16 protein-coding genes are annotated in these 23798 nt (G+C 61.0%); 5 read left to right on the top strand and 11 right to left on the bottom strand.

All coding sequences use genetic code 11. From position 1 onward, the window contains the following. Position 1 precedes the first annotated feature (1 nt). Positions 2-295, top strand: coding sequence for a hypothetical protein (locus I9H07_RS20945; protein WP_024644152.1), 294 nt, complete (start codon positions 2-4; stop codon positions 293-295). A gap of 328 nt (positions 296-623) precedes the next feature. On the opposite strand, the gene I9H07_RS20940 is transcribed toward I9H07_RS20945, so the two are convergent. Then, positions 624-5570: an alpha-2-macroglobulin family protein gene (locus I9H07_RS20940; RefSeq protein WP_236423726.1), complete on the bottom strand. Its 4947-nt coding sequence runs from the start codon at positions 5568-5570 to the stop codon at positions 624-626. A gap of 180 nt (positions 5571-5750) precedes the next feature. Here I9H07_RS20940 and I9H07_RS20935 point away from each other — a divergent pair, with 180 nt between their 5' ends. After that, positions 5751-7091, top strand: coding sequence for an MATE family efflux transporter (locus I9H07_RS20935; RefSeq protein WP_024674557.1), 1341 nt, complete (start codon positions 5751-5753; stop codon positions 7089-7091). On the opposite strand, the gene I9H07_RS20930 is transcribed toward I9H07_RS20935, so the two are convergent. From I9H07_RS20930 to I9H07_RS20905, 6 genes are all read right to left on the bottom strand, one after another. Then, positions 7085-7978 (bottom strand): alpha/beta hydrolase, encoded by an 894-nt coding sequence (locus I9H07_RS20930; RefSeq protein ID WP_058392507.1) that lies wholly within the window; start codon positions 7976-7978, stop codon positions 7085-7087. The two genes, I9H07_RS20935 and I9H07_RS20930, sit on opposite strands and share 7 nt — an antisense overlap. Before the next feature lie 79 nt (positions 7979-8057). Further along, positions 8058-9161, bottom strand: coding sequence for a contractile injection system protein, VgrG/Pvc8 family (locus I9H07_RS20925; protein WP_058392506.1), 1104 nt, complete (start codon positions 9159-9161; stop codon positions 8058-8060). 247 nt (positions 9162-9408) lie between these two features. Further along, positions 9409-11322, bottom strand: coding sequence for an arginine decarboxylase (gene speA, locus I9H07_RS20920; protein WP_024674554.1), 1914 nt, complete (start codon positions 11320-11322; stop codon positions 9409-9411). Between the two features lie 88 nt (positions 11323-11410). Then, positions 11411-11782 (bottom strand): translation initiation factor Sui1, encoded by a 372-nt coding sequence (locus tag I9H07_RS20915; RefSeq protein WP_058825274.1) that lies wholly within the window; start codon positions 11780-11782, stop codon positions 11411-11413. Between the two features lie 209 nt (positions 11783-11991). Continuing rightward, positions 11992-12534, bottom strand: coding sequence for an NUDIX hydrolase (locus I9H07_RS20910; protein ID WP_024674552.1), 543 nt, complete (start codon positions 12532-12534; stop codon positions 11992-11994). Position 12535: 1 nt separating this feature from the next. Continuing rightward, entirely contained in the window at positions 12536-13615 is a 1080-nt protein-coding gene (locus I9H07_RS20905; RefSeq protein ID WP_024674551.1) for a DUF2333 family protein, read from the bottom strand. Positions 13616-13964: 349 nt separating this feature from the next. Between I9H07_RS20905 and I9H07_RS20900 the strand changes: the two genes are divergently transcribed. Continuing rightward, positions 13965-15608 carry a response regulator gene (locus I9H07_RS20900; protein WP_024674550.1) on the top strand — a complete coding sequence of 548 codons (1644 nt, stop codon included), beginning with the start codon at positions 13965-13967 and terminating at the stop codon, positions 15606-15608. Between the two features lie 19 nt (positions 15609-15627). Here the strand turns inward: I9H07_RS20900 and I9H07_RS20895 are convergent, their stop codons facing one another. Further along, positions 15628-16410, bottom strand: a complete 783-nt coding sequence (locus I9H07_RS20895; RefSeq protein WP_024674549.1) for a response regulator transcription factor — start codon at positions 16408-16410, stop codon at positions 15628-15630. Between the two features lie 159 nt (positions 16411-16569). After that, on the bottom strand, positions 16570-17040 hold the full coding sequence (locus tag I9H07_RS20890) for a prepilin peptidase (protein ID WP_024674548.1): 471 nt from the start codon (positions 17038-17040) through the stop codon (positions 16570-16572). Positions 17041-17115: 75 nt separating this feature from the next. On the opposite strand from I9H07_RS20890, the gene I9H07_RS20885 reads away from it, so the two are divergent. Beyond that, on the top strand, positions 17116-17571 hold the full coding sequence (locus I9H07_RS20885) for a TadE/TadG family type IV pilus assembly protein (RefSeq protein ID WP_236423729.1): 456 nt from the start codon (positions 17116-17118) through the stop codon (positions 17569-17571). Continuing rightward, the gene (locus I9H07_RS20880) at positions 17561-20341 is read left to right on the top strand and encodes a PAS domain-containing sensor histidine kinase (RefSeq protein WP_024674546.1); all 2781 of its coding nucleotides are present in this window, start codon (positions 17561-17563) and stop codon (positions 20339-20341) included. Before I9H07_RS20885 ends, I9H07_RS20880 begins: the two co-directional genes overlap by 11 nt. Before the next feature lie 10 nt (positions 20342-20351). On the opposite strand, the gene I9H07_RS20875 is transcribed toward I9H07_RS20880, so the two are convergent. Together I9H07_RS20875 and I9H07_RS20870 are read right to left on the bottom strand one after the other, a co-directional pair. Further along, the gene (locus I9H07_RS20875) at positions 20352-22379 is read right to left on the bottom strand and encodes a pilus assembly protein TadG-related protein (protein WP_024674545.1); all 2028 of its coding nucleotides are present in this window, start codon (positions 22377-22379) and stop codon (positions 20352-20354) included. 94 nt (positions 22380-22473) lie between these two features. Continuing rightward, on the bottom strand, positions 22474-23796 hold the full coding sequence (locus I9H07_RS20870) for a bifunctional DedA family/phosphatase PAP2 family protein (protein ID WP_024674544.1): 1323 nt from the start codon (positions 23794-23796) through the stop codon (positions 22474-22476). Between the last annotated feature and the right edge of the window lie 2 nt (positions 23797-23798).

The following is a 23798-nucleotide window of genomic DNA, read 5'->3' as shown; positions in this document are numbered from 1 at the left end:
TATGCAGGTAGAAGGCTTTTTTGAATGGCTAGGGCAGGCCATCGGCGCGGTGATTCGTTTCTTCATCGACGGCTTTGCGTGGTTGTTCAACGGGTTTACCCATGCGGGAGGAAATTTTGTCGACGGCCTGTCGCGCACGCTCGGCATGGACACCTCTCTGATCAGCATCGTCGCCCTGATCATCGGCCTGATGCTGCTGTACTCGGCCGTCCGGGCGTTCATGCGGGCTTCTATCATCCTCGGGATCATCTGGCTGGCGCTAGGCCTCTGGTTGCTGAGCTGGATTATTCATTGATGTGCTAACTCTGCCCCACCTGTGGGAGCGAATTGGACCAGCGCAGTGGGCATTTGTAGGAGCGAACTTGTTCGCGAAGGCTCTATTCCGGCCGGTACATCTTCAGCGGATGTACCGGCCCTTTCGCGAACAATGCGGATCGCTCCTGCCCGTTCGCGAAGGCTCTGTTTCCGGCCGATGCATCATCAGCAGACGTACCGCGCTCTTTCTCTGTAGGAGCGAACTTGTTCGCGAAAGCTTCATTCCGGCCGGTACATTTTCAGCGGATGTACCGGCCCTTTCGCGAACAAGTTCGCTCCTACAGTGGCGCGTTCCAATCAATTAGCGATCACTTGCCCTTCACCACCATCTGCGCGGGCGCTTCGCCCAGGGCCTGCCAGTTCGGGCGGTACATCGATTCCACCTGTGGCGGCGGTACGCGATAAGTGCCCGGTGTGACTGCGCGTGCCAGATAGAGCAGGTGCACGCTGCTGCCGTCGATGTCCAGCGCAGCCACGTAACGGTCGCCGCGATATTCCTGATGCTTGATCCCGGCGTTTTCCATCGATTCACGAATGGTTTTCACCTCTTCGCTGGCATCCTCCAGGCTGGCCGAGCTTTGTGCGAGGTTCTGGTTTTCCAGTTCCAGGCCTGCGGGCAGCAAGTCCACCACCAAGGCATCCGGCACGCGCTGCTTGGCACCGATCTCCAGATGCACCAGCACCAGTTGCCCGGTTTTCAGCGCGCCGACGTTCAAGGGCGCGCCGCTCAGGCTCAGGTATTCGCGACGGATACTCAGGTTCTCGCCACCGGCCGCAGGTGGCTGGGTTGGATAACCGGAAACGGTCAGTTGCTGATACAGCGGCTCGCTGCCTTGATTGTGAACCGTAAGCGGTGAGCCCAGCAGTGTACCGTCCAGCTTGAGACCCGGCTGTTGGTTGCTCAGCTCACGGGTTTCGGTGCCGCTGGCGATGCTCGCGGTCCAGTCCTTCTCCGGTTTGCTCAACAGGTTGCGACCCGCCAGGAACAGCGAGTTGCTTTCCTGAGTGGACAGGTAGCGGCTGGCAGCCACTTCATCCGCCAAGGCAAACAGGCGCTCATCACGCTTGTCTTTGGCGAGGTCGTTTTCTTCCAGCAAGGCCAGAATCAGCGCTTGGTCACGCAGCGAGCTGCCGTAGTCGGCCAGCCATTCGTTCTTGCGACCGACCGCCAGACCTGCGGTCAAGGCCAGATCGGCACGCGGCTTGTCGCCCATTTTCTCCAGAGCCACCGCCAGTTGCACCAGCGGCAGGCCCGAGCGCGCATCGCTGCGGCGGTCGAACAGGCTGCGCAATGCCGCCAGCGGTGCCTGTTGGCTGCGTGACAGCACCAGCCCGGCGTAAGCCTGTACGGCAAAGCGGGTATGTTCGGCGTTCTGGCTGTAATTGACCTGAATCTGACCGGCATCCTGCAAATAACGCAGCAGGCGCTCGTTGGCTTTCTTCAGCGCATCCGGTGGCACAGCGAAGCCCTGATCGCGGGCGCGCAGCAGGAAGTCGGTGACGTAGGCGGTCAGCCAGTATTCTTCGTCGCCGTCCGCGCCCCACAGGCCAAAGCTGCCGTTGTAGCGCTGCATGCCCAGCAAGCGCTCGATACCGATTTCGACTTTGCGCTTGCGTTCGGCATCTGGCTCGCCAGTCAGGCCCAGGCGCTTGAGGGTTGCGGCATCGGCGTACAGCGATGGATACAGGCCGCTGGCGGTCTGTTCCAGGCAACCGTAAGGGTAGGCTTTCAGTGCGCGAATCTGTTCGCCGAGGTTCAGCGGCGGACGGCTCGACAGCGACAGCAGCGCTTCACGACCGGCAGGTTCGAACGCTTCCAGCGCGCCTTCCGGCAGGCTCCAGGTCTGATCGTTGAGGGTGGCGCGGTAATGCTTGAGCATCGCCGGGTAGGCAGGACGCACGCCAACCGTCCACTCGCGAGTGAAGGCAGGCAGGTTTTCGCCCGGCAGGTCCAGACCTTCCACCTGCACCTTGATCTTGCCCTGGCCCAGACCACCCTGCGCCAGCACCGGCACTTTCAGGGTCACGCGCTGGCCTTGCTTGAGCTGCAACGGCTTGCTCTGATCGCCGCCGGGCATGCTCAACTGGCCTTCGGCGCTGATTTTCACGTCCAGCTTCTGTGCCTTGCCCGACAGGTTAGAGATGTCCAGCGCAATGCTGGTCTGGTCACCACCGGCCAGAAAGCGCGGTGTCGACAGCTCGGCGATGATCGGCGCGGCCACCACGGTTTTCGCCTCGGCCATGCCGTAGCGCTCGTCGGTCCAGGCCTGCGCCATGATCCGCAGTTCGCCGTTGAAGTCTGGGATGTCGACGCTGACCTCACCTTCGCCCGCGTCATTCAGCGTGACCGGGGCACTTTGCAGCGCGACGATGGTGACACTGGTGTCCGGACGTTTGCCGCCCTTGGCCAGCGCATCGCCGCCGAACGCCATGCTTGCCAGACGCCCTTGGCCGGCTTCGATCAACTGGCCGTAGATATCCAGTTGATCTGCGCCGTATTGCTTGCGACCGAACAGGCTGGCAAACGGGTCGGGCGTGGCGTAACCAGTGATATTGAGGATCCCGACGTCCACCGCCGACACCAGCACGTGGACTTGTTTGGGCACGCTGCCGTCAGCATTCTTCGCGGCAACCTTGAGGGTGAGCGGCTGTTTGGGGCGCATCTTCTCCGGCGCGGTGACGGTCAGCGCCAGTTTGCGTTGGGCGCGGTCCAGCGGCAGGTGCAGCACACCCACGGCGCGCTTCGGCGTGACATTGGCCTTGCGCTCGCCGGGACGAATCACCAGCGCGGTGACATACAAGTCGTGACGCGCCCATTGCTTGTCGAGCGGGATGTCATACGACTTGCCTTCGGCCGGTACGTCGATTTCTTTCCACCACAGCGGACCTTCGCTGGACTCGATCAACAGGTAACCCTTGCCCGCGGCGGGCGGCGTCACTGTGACCTTGGCCGTGTCGCCATCGTTATAGGCAGGCTTGTCCAGCGCCAGTTTGACCTGATCAGGCCTGACCGCACCGCCGTCGGTATTGTCCTGCCAGCGATAACCGGCCCAGAAACGCAGGCTGCTGACCATGCCGGTGGACGGATCTTCCACTTCGACGCGGTAGGGGCCCCATTCGACCGGGAAGCTGATTTTGGCCGTGGAGTCCTTGGTGATCGTGACGGTTTCCTCGTTCAGGTTGAGGAATTTCTCGTTGAAATGGTAGCTCCAGCCATCATCGGCCGAGTAGTTCCAGTAGTAGTCGCGGCGCTCACGGATCAAACGGACTTTGATGTTATCGGCGGCCAGTTTGTTGCCTGCGGCATCGGCCATGACGATTTCGAATTCGGCCGGGCCATCGCCATTGGTCTGGGCCTCGCCCTTGCCGGCTTCGTCGTCGTAGTCTTCGCCGCCCGTGGTGCTGCCAAACAGCGCCCGCACGCCGGGCAGTTGCTCGGCAGGCCAGATGGGCTGCACCAGACGGCGAGTGATCGGACGACCGCCGGACTCTTGCAGGCTGGCTTGCAGAATCAGTTGCAACGGCGATTTGGCCTCTGCCCATTCGGTCTTCACCGAGAGCGTCGAATGGCCCTCGGCATCGAGGGTGACTGGCTCAAGCTCCAGATCATGCTTGAGGTCTTGTTCGGTGATGGAGCCGAACTGGTAGCCCGGCAATTTGGCCACCGCTTCGCGCAACGGACGCACGTAAACCTGACCGGTCAGGCTGTTGCCCGAGGCAGGCGCGCCGTACAGGTAGCGGCCGGTGATGTCGAACTGCGGGTCGTCGGCGGGTGCCACAGGCGTGTCGCTACCCTTGAGTTCCAGGGCCAGACGCTCGGGCAGGAAGTCTTCGACTTTGAACTCGTAAAGCTGCGGTTTGCCGTCGCCCAGATCGAACACCAGTTGCCAGCGGCCGGTCGGCGCTTCTTCAGCAAGCTGCAAGGGGTATTGGTAGAAGCCGTTGCTATCGGCTTCCCAGACAAATTTGCGGCTGACCTGATCGTCTGGGCGGCGCACTTCGACGGTGATCGGTTGTGGTTTGACGTGCTTGCCATCGCTGTCCCGCAGCAGGCCATTGAGCAGCACGGTCTCGCCAGGGCGATACAGGTCACGCGGGCCGAAAATGAAGAATTGCAGCGGGTGTGCCTGCGGGCCGGAGATATCGAATTCGGCCAGGTCCAGCGCCGAGCTGTTCAGGCGTAGCATGCTGGTTTGTTCGTCCTTGTGCGCCAGCACCACCGCAGCCTTGGCGGGCAGCGGCAATTGCGCATGGCCATCGCCGTCGGTCTTGCCTTGGGCGACCACTTTGCCGTTGTCGTCATAGACATCGACGCTCACTTCACCGAGGGCTTTGCCGCCTTCCAGCGCCTGAGTGAACACGTCCAGACGATTGCTGTAGCGGTGGACCGACAGGCCGATATCGCTGAGGGTGAACAGGGTGGCCGGTTGCGAGTAGCTGTAAGTGCCGGACGCGCGCATTACGGCCAGGTAGACGCCCGGTTGTTGCAGCGCCTTGATACCGGCAATCGGCAGCAGCACGGTTTCACGCGTATTGCGCGCGGGCTTGAGGTCGAAACGGCCGCCGTAGACCAGATCCGCCATGGGCAGCAGCTCTTCGGAGCCGTAGCTGGACAGGCTCGACGCGCCATCCCATTGGGCGAGGAAGTTGGGCATCGAATCGGGTTTGACCCTGAAGAACTCGACATCCACTTTGTCGACATTCAGGGCAATGACCGGCAGGCCTTCGGCCAGACGTGTCGGCAACAGGCTGCCACGGCTGGCGAAGCCGACAGTGGGCTGCAGGTCGCGGGTTTCCAGACGGCTGATGTATTCGGCCGCGAGTGTAGCCTTGTTAACCGCCAGCAGACCGGCATCGACGGTCAGTACCAGCTTGCGCTGCGGCTCCAGATGGCGCAGACGCAGCTCCATGAGGTTTTCCGACAGCTCCCAGGCGCCGTCGACCTTGCCGTTCTTGCTGTCCACCAGATGCAGTTTCTCAGCGAACTTCTGCTCCGGGTCCAGCGGAACCGAAAAGCTCACCGACAGCGTACTGGCGCCGTCTACCTGGATTTCCGAGACGTCGATGACCGTCAGCTCGCGCCCGGCATAGCGCTTGCTCAGCGCGGCGAGGTCGACCGCGGGTTTGGGCTGGGCCTCGGGAACCGCTGCCTGAGTGGCAGGGGCCGCGCTCGACGCGGGTTTGTCTGGCGTCGAGGAGTCGCAGGCACTCAGCAGCGCAAGCGCGCACGCCAGAAACAATCCTTTGTTTAACATGTGGGCACTCATCGGCAACGGTAGAGAGGAGGCGACTATATAACAGTCGAGGTGACAAGTATTACTCTCGGATAGAGCAGTGTGCGCCCTGACACCTTTGGCGCGCAGAGCGTCGGCACGATAGTTAAGCTACATAGCCCTTGCACTCTGGCTACAATGCCCGCCTTGCCGGGAGTTCTCATGTCCACGTTGCTTAACGATTGGCGTCATCGCTCAACCCATCGTCGCGTCTGGGCGCTGGCGGCGCCGATGATTCTGTCGAACATTTCCGTGCCGCTGGTGGCGTTGGTCGACAGCGCGGTGATCGGCCATTTGCCGCATGCGCATCAGTTAGGCGCTGTGGCGGTGGGGTCAACGCTGTATACCTTTCTCGCCTGGGCCATGGGCTTTCTGCGCATGGGCACCACCGGTTTTGCCGCGCAGGCGGCGGGGCGCAGCGACAGTGCGGCGTTGCGGCGGATTTTGTTGCAGGGGCTGTTGCTGGCCGTTGGCCTGGCGTTACTGCTGGGCGTGATCGCCTTGCCGTTCAGCCATCTGGCGCTGGCGATGATGCAGCCGTCTGCCGATCTGCAGCAGATGACCCTGGATTTCTTCCACACCCGGCTGTTCGGCCTGCCTGCCGCGCTGGCCACTTACGCGCTGGTCGGCTGGTTTCTCGGCACGCAGAACGCCCGTGCGCCGCTGGCGATTCTGTTGGTTACCAATGTGGTCAACATCGTGCTGAATCTGTGGTTCGTCATCGGTCTGGACTGGGGCGTGGTCGGCTCGGCCCGCGCATCGGTACTGGCGGAGTGGACCGGCGTGGTGCTCGGTCTGCTGCTGGCGCGCAAGACTCTGCGCGCCTGGCCCGGTCAGATTGTCTGGTCGGCACTGAAGCTGTGGAGCAACTGGCGGCCGTTGCTGGCGGTCAATCGCGATATTTTTCTGCGCACACTGGCGCTGCAATCGGTCATGTTTCTGATCACCGTGCAGGGCGCTCGTCTCGGGGATGCAACGGTTGCCGCCAACGCATTGCTGCTCAACGGCCTGCTGTTGACGGCCCATGCACTGGACGGCCTGGCGCATGCGGTTGAAGCATTGTGCGGTCACGCCATCGGCGCTCGCGACCGCAACACGTTGCGCCGCTCACTGGCGGTGGCAGGCGGTTGGTCACTGATTGCCAGCGTGGGTTTTGCACTGTTGTTTCTGGCGGGCGGGCATTGGTTCGTCAGCCTGCAAACCGACATCCCCGAGGTCCGTGAGACTGCGATCATCTATTTGCCGTATCTGGCGCTGATGCCGTTGCTCGCCGTCTGGAGCTATCTGCTCGACGGGCTGTTCATCGGTGCCACCCGGGCCCGCGAGATGCGCAACGCGATGCTGATCAGCGCGGCGGGCATCGCGCCGGTTGCCTGGCTGGCCTCCAGCCACGGCAATCATGCGCTGTGGCTGACCTTTCTGGCGTTTACCCTGCTGCGCGGTCTGAGTCTGGGCACGATTGCCTGGCGTCTGACGCGCAGCGATGGCTGGTTCACTCACTGAGCCGTTGATTTCGCAGGCGGGTGCTTTTGCGGCGTGTTGTTGACGAACATCTCCACCTCGTCCGCAACCGGTGCCAGGCGACTCAACAGTTTGGCAAATGCGCCCACCAGCGTGCCGTGGTTGGTGCGCGAGAAGTACAGGTCGCGAACCGGCACGTCCGCCGCGCGCAGCTTCTGTGCCAGGCCGCCGGTGTTGCGTTTGGGGTTGACCAGCGTGTCGGTATTCGACGCCATCAACAACGCAGGCGGTGCGTTCGAGCTGACGTGATTGATCGGCTGCGAATCGGGCGGTGAGTCGGGGAAGAAGAACACCGGTTTCACCTCCGGATTCTCGATGGGCAGGAAGTCGTAAGGCCCGGCCAGCCCGATCCAGCCACTGAGGATGGCAGGCGATAATCCTTCTCCGCCCAGCCAGCGCGGATCAAGCGCCAGCATCGCCGCGTTGTAGGCCCCTGCACTATGGCCCATCACGTACAGGCGTCCGGGGTCGCCGCCGTAGGTTTTGATGTGTTTATACGTCCAGGCCAGCGCCTGGGCCGAGTCTTCGAGAAAGCTCGGGTAGCGCACCTGTGGATAAAGCCGGTAGTCGGCAATGACGGTGACGATACCGCGTGCCGCCAGCGCCTGGCCGACGAATGCGTAATCAGTCCTGGAACCGGTGTTCCAGCTTCCGCCATAGAAAAACACCACCACCGGCGCATTGGCTGGTTTCGATTGCGGCGTGTAGATGTCCAGCCTGTTGCGCGGGTCCGGCCCATAGCTCAGCCCGGCCACCTGGTCGACGGGGCCGTTGGGGTTCAGGGTGTTGAGCAGCGTCAACGGTGAACAGCCCGCCAGGGCTGCCAGTAACGCGGTGCTCAGCAGTGTCAGGAAAATCACTCGGATCATGGTGTGGGCTCTGACAAATGGTTCGGATATACCTGAGACCGCCGCGATACGCCCCGGTTGCCGCAGTTTTACCGCTACGTCAGCCAGAGGCATCCGGATCACCCGGCTGGTCGTTTGTCTTGCCGGTAAAGCTGATGCGCGGGCTGCTCAGCGCAATGCCGTCGTGGTCAAAGCGCAGCGTGCTTTGCCCGGTTTTCACGGTCAGCTCGCTGCCTTTGCCGATCTCTACGTGGGTGCCGTCCTGCAATTGCAGGCGCCTTTGCTCGCCCGAAATCGTCTGCCAGTCGAGGCGCATATGAATGTTGTTGCCCGGTGAGGGCTCGTCGTTGTTATGGGGCGGCTCAAGACTGGCCAGTCGTTCCCCGCTCGGTGCCTGAAGGCAGCCGGTGATCAGCGGCGGCTGTGAATCATCCTCGGCAAAGCTCACCAGCACCGGCATGCCACCCAGGCAGGCGAAGTCCAGCCCCGGCACAATGTTCAGCCAGCAATTGGCACGGGCGTGTATGTCCCATTCGAACCGCACCTGCACCCGTCCTGATGCATCGCGCCTGACGTGTTCGCCACACGGGCCCATCAGCCAGGCCCGTTGCAGTGGTGCAATCGGCGGCCTTGGCGGTCGTGCAGGCGGTGCGAAGCCGTCCTTCCCGAAGACCAGTTGATGGTGGCGTCTCGAATGGACGAAGTGATAATGGATGTTTTCGTCTGCACACAGACGATGCACCAGTTGCAGATCGGATTCGTGATACTGCACGCAGCATTCGCGCTCTCGGCACTCGGTATTCAGGTCAAAGCGATAGCCGTTCCCCAGCCCGTGTTCGTCCAGCACCTGGGCGATGATGCGCGGCGCAGTCATGTGCTGAAAGATGCGTGAGGTATAACGCAGGCCCAGGCAGCTCAACCGCGGCCCCATGGTCAGCGTGTAGTACGCCGGGCCGGGTTGGTAATGACTGCGTGTTGCGCTGTGGATCTGCCCGTGAAAACCCGGCTCGTCGTCTGTGCTCAGGTAGGCCGGTTTGTACATCAGGCTGACCAGGTCCATATCGAAGCCGTCGCCGAGAATCTCGATTTCGAACAAAAACGGCTGGCTGATGGCCTCCTTCGCACTGAATGATATGACGTCGAAGCGGCGATACAGGCGGGCGATTTCCAAACGAAAAAACGGCGCGCTGGCTGGGTCGGGCATAAAGATGTCTCTACCGGGAATGCGGTCGCGGATTCTGGCGGAGAAGGCGGGTAGCGCAGTGCGCGGAGAGGCAGAAAAGGACGTTGCCTACAGAGGGAAGAGGCGGGGGACTACGTTGGTTGAGTTGATGTCGTTATGCACACGTCTGGACTTGATACCTGCTGACTGTCTTGCCAGAGCATTGACACGGTCGTTACGAAATGCTCGTGCCAATACTCCAGCATTGGCACGAGCGTCAGGATTACCGTCAGGAAGACAGGTACGAGGAACGCGTCAGGCCCAGGCGCAGGGCGTCGAGGAAGTAGGTGCGCTCGCGTGGGGTGATCTTGGCGCTGGCGACTTTGTCCCGGTAATGGGTCATCAGTTCTTCCGGCGACAAGTGCACGTAGCGCAGCATGTCTTCAATGGTGTCGTGGGTTTCGATACCGGCGTGGTACACGCTGCCGTCCGGGTTCTGGTAGATGTTCACCGAGTCGGTATCACCGAACAGGTTGTGCATGTCACCCAGAATTTCCTGATAGGCGCCCACCAGGAAGATGCCCAGCAGATAGTCTTCACCTTCGTTCAGCGAGTGCACCGGCATGCTGGTCTCGATGCTTTGCTCGTCGACGTATTGCTTGATCTTGCCGTCGGAGTCGCAGGTCAGGTCTTGCAGCACGGCGCGACGCACCGGTTCTTCGTCCAGACGATGCAGCGGCAGAATCGGCAGCACCTGGCCGATGGCCCAGGTGTCCGGCAGGCTCTGGAACACCGAGAAGTTGCAGATGTACTTGTCGGCCAGCTTGTCGTTGAGTTCGTCGAGCACCTGGCGGTGCGAGCGTTGCCGCGCCTTCAGTGAGTTGTACAGGCGGCGGCAGACGGCGAAATAGCATTGCTCGCCCAGTGCCTTTTCCGCCAGGCTGATCTTGCCGTCGGCGTACTGGGTGGCGATGTCGCTCATGTAGTGCGTGGCGCGCCAGTAGGTTTCGGTGACCATTTCTATGTCGGTCGGGCCCAGCAGGTCAACCAGCCATTGCACGGTTTCCGGCAGGCTTTCCTTGTCGGCGATCTTCGGGACTTCGTCGTTGTGCTTCTCGACGTCAGTCACCTGAACCACCAGCATGGCGTGGTGAGCGGTCAGCGAGCGGCCGCTTTCCGAGAAAATGTGCGGATGCGGCAGGCCCTGCGCGTCGCAGAATTCCTTGAGCATGCCGACCACGACACCGGCGTAATCGTCCATGTCGTAGTTGATCGAGCTGGCGTTGCGCGAGTGCGTGCCGTCGTAATCGACGCCCAGACCGCCACCGACGTCGATGTAATCCACCGGCAGACCGAGTTTGCGCAGTTCGCCGTAATAGCGGATCGCTTCCTTGAAACCGTGCTGGTAGTCCGCCAGGTTGGCGATCTGCGAGCCCATGTGGAAGTGCAGCAGGCGGATGCCCTGATCCAGCCCCGCCTTGCGGAAACGTTCGACCACTGACAGCAATTGCGCGGCGGACAAGCCGAACTTGGACTTCTCGCCACCGGTGTCAGCCCATTTGCTCGAGGCCAGGGACGACAGGCGCACACGCAGGCCGACCTGGGGAGCCACTTTCAGCTCGGCGGCTTCTTCGATGACCAGTTCGACTTCGGATTCTTTCTCGATGACGATGAAGACGTTGTGGCCCAGCTTCTGGCCCATCAGCGCCAGGCGGATGAACTCGCGGTCCTTGTAACCGTTGCAGACGATGGTGCCGCCTTTGGGCGCCAATGCCAGCACGGCCATCAGTTCAGGCTTGGAGCCTGCTTCCAGTCCGATGGACACGTTCTGCGTGGCAATGATGTTTTCCACCACCGCTTCCTGCTGGTTGACCTTGATCGGGTACAGCGCGGTGTACTGGCTCTGGTACTCCAGACGCGCGATGTTGCTGTCGAACGCACCGGTCAGCTGACGCACGCGGTCTTGCAGGATGTCAGGGAAGCGCACCAGCAAGGGCAGCGACAGGCCGCTCTTGCGCAGATTGTCGACCTGCTCGTAGAGGTCGATCGGCGAGCTGTCCGGCCCGTTCGGGCGAACTTCAACGCGACCTGCTTCGTTGATTGCAAAATAACCCGCGCCCCAATGGCGAATACCATAAACGCTGCGGCTGTCCGCAACTGTCCACTGGCTGCCATCGTCTTTGCGTGTGCGTCGTACGGACATCGAAGTCCCCTATAAAGAAGTCGTTACGCCAGCCTGAAGCGGGCTGCGCGCAGTGTAATGAGTGGAAGTGACGATTTGATGGGTGGCTTCAGCCGCCGGACTTTTTGGCCTTGAAGCCCTTTTTGACCAGTTCTGCCAACAGCAACTCGACATGATCGCCCTGAATCTCGATCACGCCGTCCTTGAGCGACCCGCCTGTGCCGCAGCGTTGCTTGAGGGCTTTGGCCAGCTCCTTCAACGGCTCTTCGGCCAGTGGCACGCCGCTGATGGTGGTGACGGTCTTGCCGCCACGACCTTTGCTTTCGCGGCGCACGCGCGCGATGCCATCGCCTTCCGGAACGGCAGTCTGCTTGCAGGTGCAGTCAGCGACAGGTTGGCGACAGTCGGGGCAATGACGCCCTGCGTCGGTTGAAAACACCAGGCCACCGAGGGCGGCGAGAGAAGCGGCTTTTTTAGCCACACAAAATCCTCTTGTTGAGGACTGAAGACGGGTCGGGCTCATACCAGCCATCGACCGCGAAGCCCCACTCTGGCAGGGGCAGCGCTACTGTGACGGCGGGGCCGACACAGTTTGAAAAAGGTCGCGCAGTGTAACGGCAAACAGGCCGATTGCTAAGGGGCTGGAGGCGCCAATTTACTGAACACTTGCTTTACCGGACCCGGGCTTTACTAAAAATGTGCAGCCTGATCCAGATAGCGTTTCAGCGCAGCCAGCGAGTCAGGGCAGTACGGAGTCTGTTCAGCCTCACGCAACACTTCGTCGACAGGCATGAAGCGCGCCTCCAGCACTTCTTCGGGTTGCAGCGTCAGCGGCCCGTCCCACACAGCCGAAAACACCGCGCACCACAGCCGGTTGCCCGTCTGATCAAAGAAAAACTGCTCATGGGCCTGCAACGGCACGCCGCTCACCCCCAACTCTTCTTCCAGCTCGCGAGCAGCGGACTCGGCATAGCTCTCATCCGCCTGCACCATGCCGCCTGCCGCCACATCCCAGTAACCGGGGTAAATGGCCTTGCTCAGGGTGCGTCGATGCACACACAGTTCGCCTGCGCTGTTGAACAGCAGAATATAGGTGCCACGCCCGATCAGACCTTGTTCGCGCAGCTCTGCGCGAACCCTGGAGCCGAGCAGTTGATCCTGCTCGTCGACCCAGGCGATCTGCTCGGCATCCGAGGCGGCGCGGTGCGCGGCCTCGTTCGGTGGGATGGACATATCAGCCCTGGTTCAGCAACTGGCGAAGGTCGATCACCGCAGCGTTGGCCCGGGAAATATAGTTGGCCATGACCAGCGAGTGGTTGGCGAACACACCGAACGGGCTGCCGTTGAGGATAACCGGGCTCCACATGGGCTCCTGCGAGGCTTCCAGCTCACGAATGATCTGGCGCACGCTGACCGTCGCGTTCTTCTTGGCCAGTACGTCGGCGAAGTCCACTTCGATCGCTCGCAGCAAGTGCGACAGTGCCCAGGCCTGGCCGCGTGCTTCGTAGAACACGTTGTCGATCTGCAGCCACGGTGTCTCGACGATTTCCTCATCGACCTGCGGCACTTCGCCCGGCTTGACTGAAATATTGCTCTCGGTTTTCAGCGTGCTGTTCAGTTTGACCCGGCCCACGCTGGCTGACAGACGTTGCGACAGCGAACCCAGACGAGTACCGACATCGCCCAGCCAGTTGTTCAGGTTGTCGGCACGCGCATAAAACAGCGCGCCTTTCTGGTTCGGATCGGACAACCGCGCCTGATAGCGGCTCAGAGCCTTGATGCCTTCGGCGTATTGAGACTCGCTGGAAGGGAACAGCCAGGTGTCGTCTTTCACGTTGAAAAGCGGCTCGGCACGTGCCAGATCGCCATCTTCAGCGGACTGCGACTGCGAGCGGGCGAAGTCTTTGCGCAACGCACGGCTCAGGTCTCGCACCTGCACCAGCACGCCGTATTCCCAGCTTGGAATGTTGTCGAGCCAGACACCCGGCGGCAGTTTGTCGTTCAGCAGGTAGCCACCCGGCTTGTTCAACAGCGTGCCCGCCACGGACTTCAGGGTTTCGACGGTGGTGTAGCCGATGACCATCTGCTTGCCTTCACGCTCGGCGGCCGCTTGCGCGTTCTGTTGCACCGGAAACAGCGCCGGTTCCTTGCTCCAGTACCAGCCGACCAGCAAGGCGACCAACAGATAAATCAAGATCAAGGCGCCCAACGCGCGGCTATAGAACAAATTACCCAGGTACCCTCGGCGTTTGGCCGATGAGGTATCAGCGGTGCGCTCGCCCGAGCTGCCTGCGCGGTTCTTCCAATCCAGCATGGTAGGGTCCTTTCGATCTTGAGTTGAGTGCTTCACGAGTCGTTCGACCGCAACGTCATTAAGCAGTTTCAAGCTATGAGGGGCAAGCTTCAAGCTATGAGCTTCAAGCTTCAAGCTTCAAGCTTCAAGCTTCAAGCTTCAAGCCTAAAGCGAATCTCTGTAGCTTTTAGCTTGCAGCTTGCAGCTTGAGGCTTATAGCTCTTATCTATCAGTCGATTGATTTTGAGTGATGGCTAAGCGCCATCCAAATGTTGTCAAATAAGTGACTTACGGCGCGCTGCCGTCGTATCGGAGGTGCTAGCATAGCGCCATCAGCCATGCTGCTCAGAAAAACCATAGTAGTCTGAATATGACAGAGCCCGAAGATCCCAGTCGCGATCGCTTGAAGCATCACTTTGCCCAACGGGTCATTCATCAGGCACGTCAGATTCTTGAGACATGGCAACGCCTGCAAAAAGCCGAATGGTCGCTCGCTGATATGGCCGAGCTTAATGAGTCGACCCTGCGTCTGCTGCGGTTTGCCGAGCGCTTCGAGCAGGTCGAGCATGTCACCCTGGCGCACGAGATCAGTCAGGCGCTTAAAGCCGTCGAAGCCAACCGTGGTCGCCTCAACAGCAGCGCCATCACCGAGCTCAATCGTTTGATGCAGCGCCTGTCGCGTACCGGGCTCAGGCACGGCGACAGGCTTGAACAGACTTCACTGCCGCCGCTGCGCAAGCCGGTGTATGTGGTGCTTCAGGATGACGAGCGCGCCGAGCGGCTGGCCAAGCAACTGGAATTTTTCGGTCTGGCTGCGCTTTCGTTGCACCATGTGTCTGACTTCCAGGCAGCGATGGCGCAACGACATCCGGCGGCGATTGTCATGGATGTCGACTTTGGCGGTCCGGGCCAGGGTTTGAAGCTGGCATCGATCGCCCAGGAAGGGCTGGAGCAGAAGCTGCCCTTGCTGTTTTTCAGCCATCACGAAACTGATACGCCTACCCGGCTGGCTGCGGTGCGGGCGGGCGGTGAAGAATTTTTGACCGGTGCGCTGGAAGCGTCGAGCCTGCTGGAAAAAATCGAAGTCCTGACCTGTGTAGCGCAATACGAGCCTTACAAGGTGCTGATCATCGATGACTCACGTGCCCAGGCGCTGCACACCGAGCGCGTGCTGAATGCTGCCGGTATCGTGACGCGGGTGTTGATCGACCCGATTCAGGCGATGGCCGAGCTGGCCGAGTTTCAACCCGATCTGATCATTCTCGACATGTACATGCCGGGCTGTACCGGAACGGAGCTGGCCAAGGTCATTCGGCACAATGACCGTTATGTCAGTGTGCCGATCATTTACCTGTCGGCTGAAGATGATCAGGACAAGCAACTCGACGCCATGAGCGAAGGCGGCGACGACTTCCTGACCAAGCCGATCAAGCCGCGCCATTTGATCACCACGGTTCGCAATCGCGCCGCCAGGGCCCGCAGCCTGAAGGCGCGCATGGTCCGTGACAGCCTGACCGGGCTCTACAATCACACGCACATCCTGCAACTGCTGGAAGATTGCAGCTTTCGTGCGCGGCGTGAAGACAAGCCACTGTGCTTCGCCATGCTCGATATCGATCACTTCAAGCGGGTCAATGACAGCCACGGGCATCCGATGGGCGACCGCGTGATCAAAAGCCTGGCGCTGTTTCTCAAGCAACGTTTGCGCAAAACCGATTTCATTGGCCGTTACGGCGGCGAGGAATTCGCGGTGGTCATGCCGGACACCGATATCCACAGTGCGCATAAAGTGCTCGACGAAATTCGTCACCGTTTCGCAGAAATTCATTATCCCGCGCAGCCTGTCGACCTGTTCTGTACCTTCAGTGCCGGTGTGGTCTGCCTCGGCACACATGACGACAGCCTGAGCCTGGCATCCCAGGCTGACATCGCGTTGTATCGCGCCAAGCATGCCGGTCGCAATCAGGTGCATTCCTCGCTGTCGGATGCGCCTTACCAGGTGGTGAAGGCGTAACCGGTAGCGTCATCCTGCTTCACTCCTGATTTTCGATGGCGCGCTGCCGTTCTGCGGTTTTGCCGGGTGAAAACGCCAGGGCCAGTTGCGTGCGATTGTGCATGTGAGTCAGACGCAGCACCTGCGATACGTAGAGTTTTACGGTGTTTTCAGTAATCCCCAATTCGCAGGCGATCTGGTAGTTGGTCAGCCCGGTACTGACCAGGCGGGCCACATCCACCTGGCGAGGCGAGAGCTTGGCCAGCGCCATGGACATCGGCGCGTTGTCTGGCGCCGCACTGCGCGTGCGGCGCTCGGTGGGTGGCGACGATCGGCTGTTGTCCAGATTCTGGTAGAGGTCGTCGATGGACGCCGCCAGATGCTGAAGCTTTTCGTTTAGCAGGCCCAACTGTTGCCGGTTCTTCTGCCGCTCGTCCAGCGCCTCCAGCTGGAGCCGCACGCCTTCCAGCAGATCCTCCAGATTGACCGGTTTCTGGTAATAATCGGCAATGCCTGCGCGCAAGGCTTTGATCACGTCCTTTTTTTCGGCCCGCCCGGTCAGCATGATGGCCTCGAACAGGTGCATCTTGCCGCCGATCTGCTTCATGGCCTCGACCATCTCGATGCCGTTCATGCCGGGCATTTCCAGGTCGCACAGGACAATTCCGATGCTGCTGTCATGGCTGAACTGTTCTATGGCTTCCAGACTTGAGCGGCAGCGCACACATTGAAAGTCGTTGCTCTCCAGAAACTCGCAGAGTTCTTCAACGACAAGAGGCTGGTCATCAACCACCAGAACTTTTGTAATTCGGGATATATTCACATGCTACTCCATGCTGTTATGCCTCAATAGTGAATCAAGGACTTAATCCATTCAGCAAAACATGATTGAGCTGTGTTTGAGCGTGAGTCTTTTCAGATAGACGCTTTAAACGTAGCTGCACTTTCTGACTATGTACATAGCATTAGCCGGACAGTCAGACTAGTGGATCAAGACAGCCGTCATCAGCAACCCGACAAACAAAAACGGCGAGAAGGGATATTTATCTGGCGCTTTCGGGTTCATGTACGTATAGCGTCGCGTAAGCCCTTGGTGAATAAGGTTCCATACTGCGCCTCCAATGACCAGCCATATCAGCAGGGCGACACCAGCGCCAATAAACGTACCCAGCAGATAAGTGCTGTTCGATGCAAGTGCCAGCGCCGCCAACAGCTTGACGTCTCCAGCGCCCAGACGGCCCAGCGCATAGCCAGGCAGCGTCAGGCCCAGCGCAATCAACACGGCCAGCGCGGCCTCTGCAGGCGCTGCACCCAGCCAGGTCCGGCCATTAACAATCAGATAGCCCGCGGCAATGGCAAATACGCCAATTGTCAGCAGGTTGGAGATTTCTTTCTTTCGAGCGTCCTGCTCGGCACAGAGGGCGCACCACACAAGTAGGAAACATAATTTCATCAATCAAAATACACCTTGTTTACCGGAAAGAATCTATGCTGTTGTGAGGTCGCAAGTGTCAGGGTAGACGTCGGCATGAAAACAGTCTTGCATCATTCTTCTCCGGGTAAACAACGGGGCGCCGCTGCTATTGAGTTTGCGGCGGTGTTCGTCATCTTTTTTGCCGTGTTCTACGGCATGGTGAGTTATAGCCTGCCGTTGCTGATGATGCAGTCTTTCAATGCGGCTGCCAGTGAAGCCGTGCGCCGAAGTGTCGCGCTCAGTCCGGCCATTGCCAATTACGACAGCCTGTTGCGCAGTCAGTCACAGAGTGTGGTCATGACACAGTTGGCATGGATGCCGGCTGCGTTGGGTTTCAGTTCTGCCTACACCAGCGTGACCTACACCGCTGGCGTGCTGACGGTGACGATCCAGTATCCCAAGACCCGGTTGACCCAGGTCTTGCCGCTGTTGACGCTGCCGGGCATTGGTGAAGTCCCGCGCTTGCCGAATAACCTCACTGCACAAGCGAGCCTGCAACTTGTCCCTTGATAAAAACCGCCTGAGCCGTTGGCTGGGCCGTGGTGAACCGTCGCCCGTGCCGCAGAGTGCGCCACAGAATGTGGCGCCAGGCAGCGAGCCTGATCCGATTGGCGCCGATCTCTACCTGCTGCTCGACGACGAGGGGCGGGTGCAAAGCCTCAGTGCGAATTTGCTTGCGCGGCTGGGTATCGCTGCGCCGGTGATTGCGACGCAACGGCTGATGAACCTGCTTTTGCCCAACAGCGCGCTGGTCATCGAAGGCGTACCGCATGACTGGCTGGGGCACATGCTCGACCTGGATTTCAAAAGTGCTGACGCGCACACCCTGCACGCCCGTGGCTGGGTGCAGGCGCATGGCAAGGGCTGGCTGCTGCAATTGCTCGATATCAGCGATTTGATGGAAGAGGCCAGCGCCGCACGCAGTCGCCAGCAGTGCCTGCGTTTCGCCGGGCAGATGGCGGAGCGGGTGCGGGTCTGCAACGTCGAGCGGCTTACCGCGGTGGTGACCGAGCAACTGGAGGAGCTGGCGCAGCTCTGGCGTATCCCTTGCGTCGCATTGGTGTTGCCGGAAACCAGCGGCGTTGGCTGGCGTGTCTACTGCCAGTACAGCGCCCACACTGCGCCGGAGCTGTGGCAGGTCGGGCAGCGCCTGGGCAGCGCACTGGATTCGTTCGACGCCAACAGTGCGCATCCATTGAAGTTCGGCAGCGACGCCGGACACGCCGGGCTGCAAAGCGCCTTCGGCAACGCCAACGGTTTTCTGATACCTCACAGTCGGGACAACGTGGCCAAGGCCTGGTTGATGTTCGGCTTTTATGACCCGCAGCAGCAGGCTCCGGATCTGGGCGAGCGCGAATGGCTGAACCTGTGTTCGGCGCTGGCCGGGCCGGTACTGTTTCGCCTGTCGGAGCAGCATAATCGTCATCATGTCGAGCGTCTGGCGGTGCTGCAGGATCTGCTGGGTACCGGCTGGTGGGAGTTGCTGCCGGCCAGTGACGAGATCCTGCTTGCCCCGCAGCTGGCGCGTAATCTGCGTGTCGGCGACCGGATCGAAAGCCTGTCGCGTACGGACTGGCTGGCGCTGATTCATCCGGCAGATCGACAGGAATTGTCCAGCCGCCTGGCCAGGCTGCGTGACAAAGGCACACCGATGTTGCTGTGCGTACGCTTGGCGCAGAGCGATCCGGCTCAGGAAACCCTGTGGTTTCGTATTCAGGGTCAGGCGCTGGTCAGCGGTCAGGTGCAGCGGGTGCTGGGCTTCATGCTTGACGTCAGCGATATCAAGAATCAGGAAACCGAAGCGGCCGCCGCGCACGCGAGGCTGGATAACCTGATTGCCAGTTCGCCCGCGGTGATCTACGTCCAGCGTTACGACCAGGGCAATCTGGAACCGACTTTTTTCAGTGACAGCCTCGCCCCGTTGCTCGGCTGGACGCTGGCGGATTGCGTAGACGGTCAACTGGCTGAATACATTCACCCTGAAGACCGTGACATCTGGTTCGAGCGCACTCGCCAGCTGCTGCGCGAAGGCTTCGTCAGTCGGCGCTATCGGCTTCGCGACCGGCAGGGCGATTATCACTGGCTGCTGGACGAAGCACGCCTGCTGCGCGATGACCTCGGTATTCCGGTGGAAGCGGTCGGCCTGTGGCTGGATGTTACCGAGGCGACCCTGGCGGCGGAGCAGGTGCGCAAGAGCGAAGAGCGTTACCGGATTCTGGTCGAGGACTCGCCGGCCATGATCTGTCGCTACACGCCGGACCTGGTGCTCAGTTTCGGCAACCGGCCGCTGGCCAACTATATGGAATGCACCCCGGAGCAGTTGACCGGGATCAACCTGGGCGACTGGCTTTCCGATGAGCAGCGCGAGGCGTTCATCAAGCGCATCGGGCTGTTGACCCCGGAGTCGCCATTGAGCACCGAAGAGATCTGCATCGAATTGCCCGGTCGTGAATACGCCTGGTGGGTGTGGGCAGACCGGGGTGTGTTCGACGAGCAAGGCAAGCTGGTCGAGGTTCAGGCGGTAGGGCGCGACAACACCGATGTGCGCCGCTCCCGAATGCAACTGAACCAGAGCGCCAAAATGGCCACCCTGGGCGAAATGGCCACCGGCCTGGCCCACGAGATCAATCAGCCGCTCAATGTCATGCGCATGGCGGTGGTCAACGTGCTCAAGCGTCTGGGGCGCGGCGACGTGGACATTGAGTACCTCACCGAAAAGCTCAATCGCATCGACGCCCAGGTGCAACGTGCTGCTCGGGTGGTGGACCACATGCGGGTGTTTGGTCGGCGCTCCGAGGTCGAAGAGCAACTGTTCGATCCGGTTCAGGCGGTCGAAGGCACGATCTCGATGCTGACCGAAGGCATGAAAGGCAAAGGCGTTCAGTTGCGTGTCGGGAGCATGCTTGAGGGCGTGCAGGTGCGCGGCCACGTCGATCAACTGGAGCAAGTGCTGATCAATTTGATGGTCAATGCCCGCGATGCGTTGTTGTCGCGTCGGGAAAAGGATCGGGGATTCGAGCCGTGGATCAGTGTCGAGGCCGAGCGCGATGAAAACATCATCCGTCTGGTGGTGCAGGACAACGGCGGCGGTATCGATCCGCGTCTGCTGGAGCGTATTTTCGAGCCGTTTTTCACCACCAAACCGGTGGGCGTCGGCACCGGGCTGGGGCTGTCGGTCAGCTACGGCATTGTCGATCAGATGGGCGGTCAGCTTACCGTGAGCAACGTGGACGAAGGCGCGCGATTCAGCATTGAATTGCCGGTATTCAACGCAGACTAGGTGAACCGCGCTAGATCACCAGCGTCGCCTGGCCCAGGTTGCAGCTCAGGTTGGCGCCGACGTCGGTGGCCCCCAGGTTCAGGCCCAGCGACTCGAAGAGCGGGTCAACAACCGATGTCAGCAAGCGGGTCAGCGTGTCGTCGACGATGGTATCCAGCGCAAGGGTCAGGCTGCTCAGCGTTGCAGCTGCTCCGGTGATGACATTGCCGAGCACGTTACTGGTCGCAGGTTTGTAGACATTCACCTTCACGCTTGAAACCGTGCCGTTGAGCAAGGTGCTCGGCTTGGTATCCGCAACGCGTGTCAGGAAATACGGCGAGTTGCTGATTTCCGGCAGATTGGGCGAACCGAAGGTGGTACTGACAACCGACGAGCTGCCCAGTGCTGACTGGCTGACCGTGTCGAACGTGAGGCCGATACCGCCACCGCCGAAGGGGACGCGGGTGGTGCAGTTGCCCAGTAGGCCAGCGATTTTCTGGCAGGTTTTGGTGCCGATATCAATCACCGGCAGGGGCAGGGCGGTGATTGCCGCTGGATCAGTGCTGGCCGGAAAAGCGTTGCTGTCAGATATCTGACCGACCTTGGCACTTAGCAAGGCTGCGTCGGTTTTGACGCTGAGGGTTTTGCTGGTGTTGCTGGTGCAGGTGAAGCCGGTGACATAGCTATCGGCACTGGCCAGCGACAGGCTCAGGTCGATACTGGGGCCAGATGTGCCTGAGGTCAGAAACTGGAAATCGGTCACCATGCAACTGGTCAGCCCCAGCGCGCAGGTAGCCGAAGTCGCCAGCCCGGCAATATTCAGATTCAATGCACTGTTAAGAATCGGCGTCAGGCTGCCGACCACCGAGCCCGCGCTGTTGACCAGCGACGTAATCGTGCCCAGCACCGGCAGGTTGATCGAGACCAGCGCGCGCATTTGCGCGGTGCGCACGTAAATCCGGTTGGCACCGGTCTTGGGGTTGGCCGGGTCGATCTTGCTCGGGTCGCCGATGGCTGATAGCTGCGGCGGCTCGATCACCTGAATGCGCGTCGTGACCTGCGCCAGATTGCCGACATTGATCTGCGCAGCGGTTGAAATACCGGTTTTGTCATTGGCCAGTTGCGCGATGCCCTGGACCAGGTCCATCAGGCGCAGATTGGCGTTCAAGGCGGCGATGTCCGGGGCGCCCTGTATCGATAGTAGGTCGCCCAATACCACCGTGGTTGCGCCGGAAGCCAGCTTCAGAGCCTGCAGGCCGGCAATGGTCGCGGTGCCGCCCAGCGTCGCGCCGGGGTCCAGCACATTGATTGCGCTTTGAATCAACTGGCTGACCGACACCGAGGTGTTGAGCACGCTGCTATAACCCACGGCCGTCAGATTGAGGTCGGTCTTGAGCCGGTTCAGGTAGCTGAGCAGGCTGAGATCGGTGCTGGCAAGACCTTGCCAGTTGGCAACGCTGAGGTTCAGCGTGCCGCCGAGCAGGCTGCCGATGACCGGGTTGAGGATCGCCGCCCGGGTGCTGTCTATGCTGACCGTCGCGCTGCGGATGGTCAGGGCTGCCAGTGGCGAGGCGCTCGCTGCGACGGCGGTGGCGCTGAGCGGAATGTTCACGGGCGTCGCCGAGCCGCCGAACAAGGCCCCGATACCGGCGGCGATGCTGCGCGGTACCGGGTGTGTGGCGACCACTTCAATGGCCAGCGCCTGTGTCGGGTCGACGCTGAACGTCCGCTGGCTCAGGGCATTCAACACCAGCGTGCCGCAACGGGTTGCCAGTGCGCGACTGTCGCTACCGGGGGTAAAGCCATTGCGTATGGCACTCTGCCTGGCAAAGTCGGCGGCGCTACTAGATATGCCGCTGCACGTGCCTCGGCGGCCAGCGGCTTCCAGTGCGGCAATGTCCGCGACCCTCTGCAGCGAACGCTTCTCCAGATAAAGCCTGCCGCTGTCGACCACTACCAGCGCGCACAGCAACGCCAGCCCCAGCGTCAGCGCGGCCATCAGGCCGATTGCACCGCGTTGCCGACGCCGCGAGGCGGTATAACGAATCAGGCGAGACATCAACACTCCTTCGGCAACGCCGTCGCTCACTCTCCTGTTTCGGGAGTGTAGACAACGCCTCGAAGGCGCGCTGGCAAGCTGTCAGCTTCTCTGTTTACGGTAAGTACTGATAACGCAACACCGCATGGGACAAGGCGCGCACGGCAAATATGCCGAGCAGCGCAGTCATCGCCGGAACCACCAGCCACCAGACCCGGACGGACATCGCAGGCAGCGATTCCTTGCGCTGGAAGAACGCCAGGCTGGCAGCGCAGACGCAGAACGCCAGGAGCATGCCGGCCAGGATATCCGTCGGCCAGTGAACGCCCAGGTACACCCGCGACAGGGCAATCGACAGCGCCGGAATGCCGCAGACCAGCATCCAGGTCAGGCGCAAGCGTACCGGCTGGCCACGTCCCGCCAGCACGGCAAGGGTCATGAACAGCGCGAAAGCCGCAGAGCTGTGGCCGCTGGGCATGCTGTAGGAGGTGATCGGATCAAGCAGCACTTCCGGGCGCGCACGGGCGAACAGCGTTTTCAGTGTGCCGTTCGCTACGGCGGTGCCCAGGGTAACGGTCAGTGCAAAAGCTGCATGGCGCCATTGTCTGGCCACCGCCAGCACGATGATCAGCAGGGACGCCGCCAGCAATTGAGCCTTGAAGTCACCGATGCTGGTGACGAACAGCACAATGTTCTGCGCGGCTTCACTGCGGTTTTCCTGGACCAGCGTCATCAGGCCGTTATCGAAATCGGCCAGGTGCGGCCAGCCGATGAACAGGGCGGCTACCAGGATCAGGCTGAGCGCGGAAATCACCTTGGTGGCATAGCGCTTCTGGCGAATGCTGCTCTGGATGCTCAGGCCGAACAGAATCGCCAGCCCGCCACCGACCACCGCAGCCTCAGGCCAGAAACCTTCCGGCAGCGGCAGGCGAATGGCCGCACCGGCCGCCCAGCCAGGCATCAGGTAGGCAATTGACCAGCCCGCGGCCGCCAGCACACTGACTGCTATAAAGCGTGGCAGCGGCATGTCGCACATACCGGCGATCATCGGCAGCATGGGCCGCAGCGGGCCGATGAAGCGGCCAACCAGCAGGCTGGCAATCCCGTAACGATGAAAATAGGTTTCGGCCCCGGCCATCCATTCCGGGTGCGTGCGCAGGCCCGGCAACTGGCGGATGCTCTGGTGGAAACGACGACCGATGAAGTACGACACCGCATCGCCGAGCAGCCCGCCCAGAAAGCCCAGCAACAGGACTTCGCTCAACGGCAGAATGCCGCTACCCGCGAGGGCGGCAATGGCAAACATGATCACCGTGCCCGGCACGACGATCCCGACAATCGCGACACACTCGGTAAAAGCGACTAAGAAGATCGCGACAGCCACCCAGGAGGGGTTTGCCGTCAACCAGCCGGTCATGCCATTGAGCAGGTCGCCCATGG

The sequence above is a fragment of the Pseudomonas syringae genome, assembly GCF_023278085.1.
GTDB lineage: Bacteria > Pseudomonadota > Gammaproteobacteria > Pseudomonadales > Pseudomonadaceae > Aquipseudomonas > Aquipseudomonas syringae_Q.
This window is presented reverse-complemented; position numbering and strand designations above follow the sequence as displayed.

What these genes read in the sequence shown, in the direction of transcription:
- I9H07_RS20945 (WP_024644152.1), top strand. Translation starts at nt 2, where the DNA reads ATGCAGGTAGAAGGCTTTTTTGAATGGCTAGGGCAGGCCATCGGCGCG.
- I9H07_RS20940 (WP_236423726.1), bottom strand. Translation starts at nt 5,570, where the DNA reads ATGTTAAACAAAGGATTGTTTCTGGCGTGCGCGCTTGCGCTGCTGAGT.
- I9H07_RS20935 (WP_024674557.1), top strand. Translation starts at nt 5,751, where the DNA reads ATGTCCACGTTGCTTAACGATTGGCGTCATCGCTCAACCCATCGTCGC.
- I9H07_RS20930 (WP_058392507.1), bottom strand. Translation starts at nt 7,978, where the DNA reads ATGATCCGAGTGATTTTCCTGACACTGCTGAGCACCGCGTTACTGGCA.
- I9H07_RS20925 (WP_058392506.1), bottom strand. Translation starts at nt 9,161, where the DNA reads ATGCCCGACCCAGCCAGCGCGCCGTTTTTTCGTTTGGAAATCGCCCGC.
- speA (WP_024674554.1), bottom strand. Translation starts at nt 11,322, where the DNA reads ATGTCCGTACGACGCACACGCAAAGACGATGGCAGCCAGTGGACAGTT.
- I9H07_RS20910 (WP_024674552.1), bottom strand. Translation starts at nt 12,534, where the DNA reads ATGTCCATCCCACCGAACGAGGCCGCGCACCGCGCCGCCTCGGATGCC.
- I9H07_RS20905 (WP_024674551.1), bottom strand. Translation starts at nt 13,615, where the DNA reads ATGCTGGATTGGAAGAACCGCGCAGGCAGCTCGGGCGAGCGCACCGCT.
- I9H07_RS20900 (WP_024674550.1), top strand. Translation starts at nt 13,965, where the DNA reads ATGACAGAGCCCGAAGATCCCAGTCGCGATCGCTTGAAGCATCACTTT.
- I9H07_RS20890 (WP_024674548.1), bottom strand. Translation starts at nt 17,040, where the DNA reads ATGAAATTATGTTTCCTACTTGTGTGGTGCGCCCTCTGTGCCGAGCAG.
- I9H07_RS20885 (WP_236423729.1), top strand. Translation starts at nt 17,116, where the DNA reads ATGAAAACAGTCTTGCATCATTCTTCTCCGGGTAAACAACGGGGCGCC.
- I9H07_RS20875 (WP_024674545.1), bottom strand. Translation starts at nt 22,379, where the DNA reads ATGTCTCGCCTGATTCGTTATACCGCCTCGCGGCGTCGGCAACGCGGT.
- I9H07_RS20870 (WP_024674544.1), bottom strand. Translation starts at nt 23,796, where the DNA reads ATGGGCGACCTGCTCAATGGCATGACCGGCTGGTTGACGGCAAACCCC.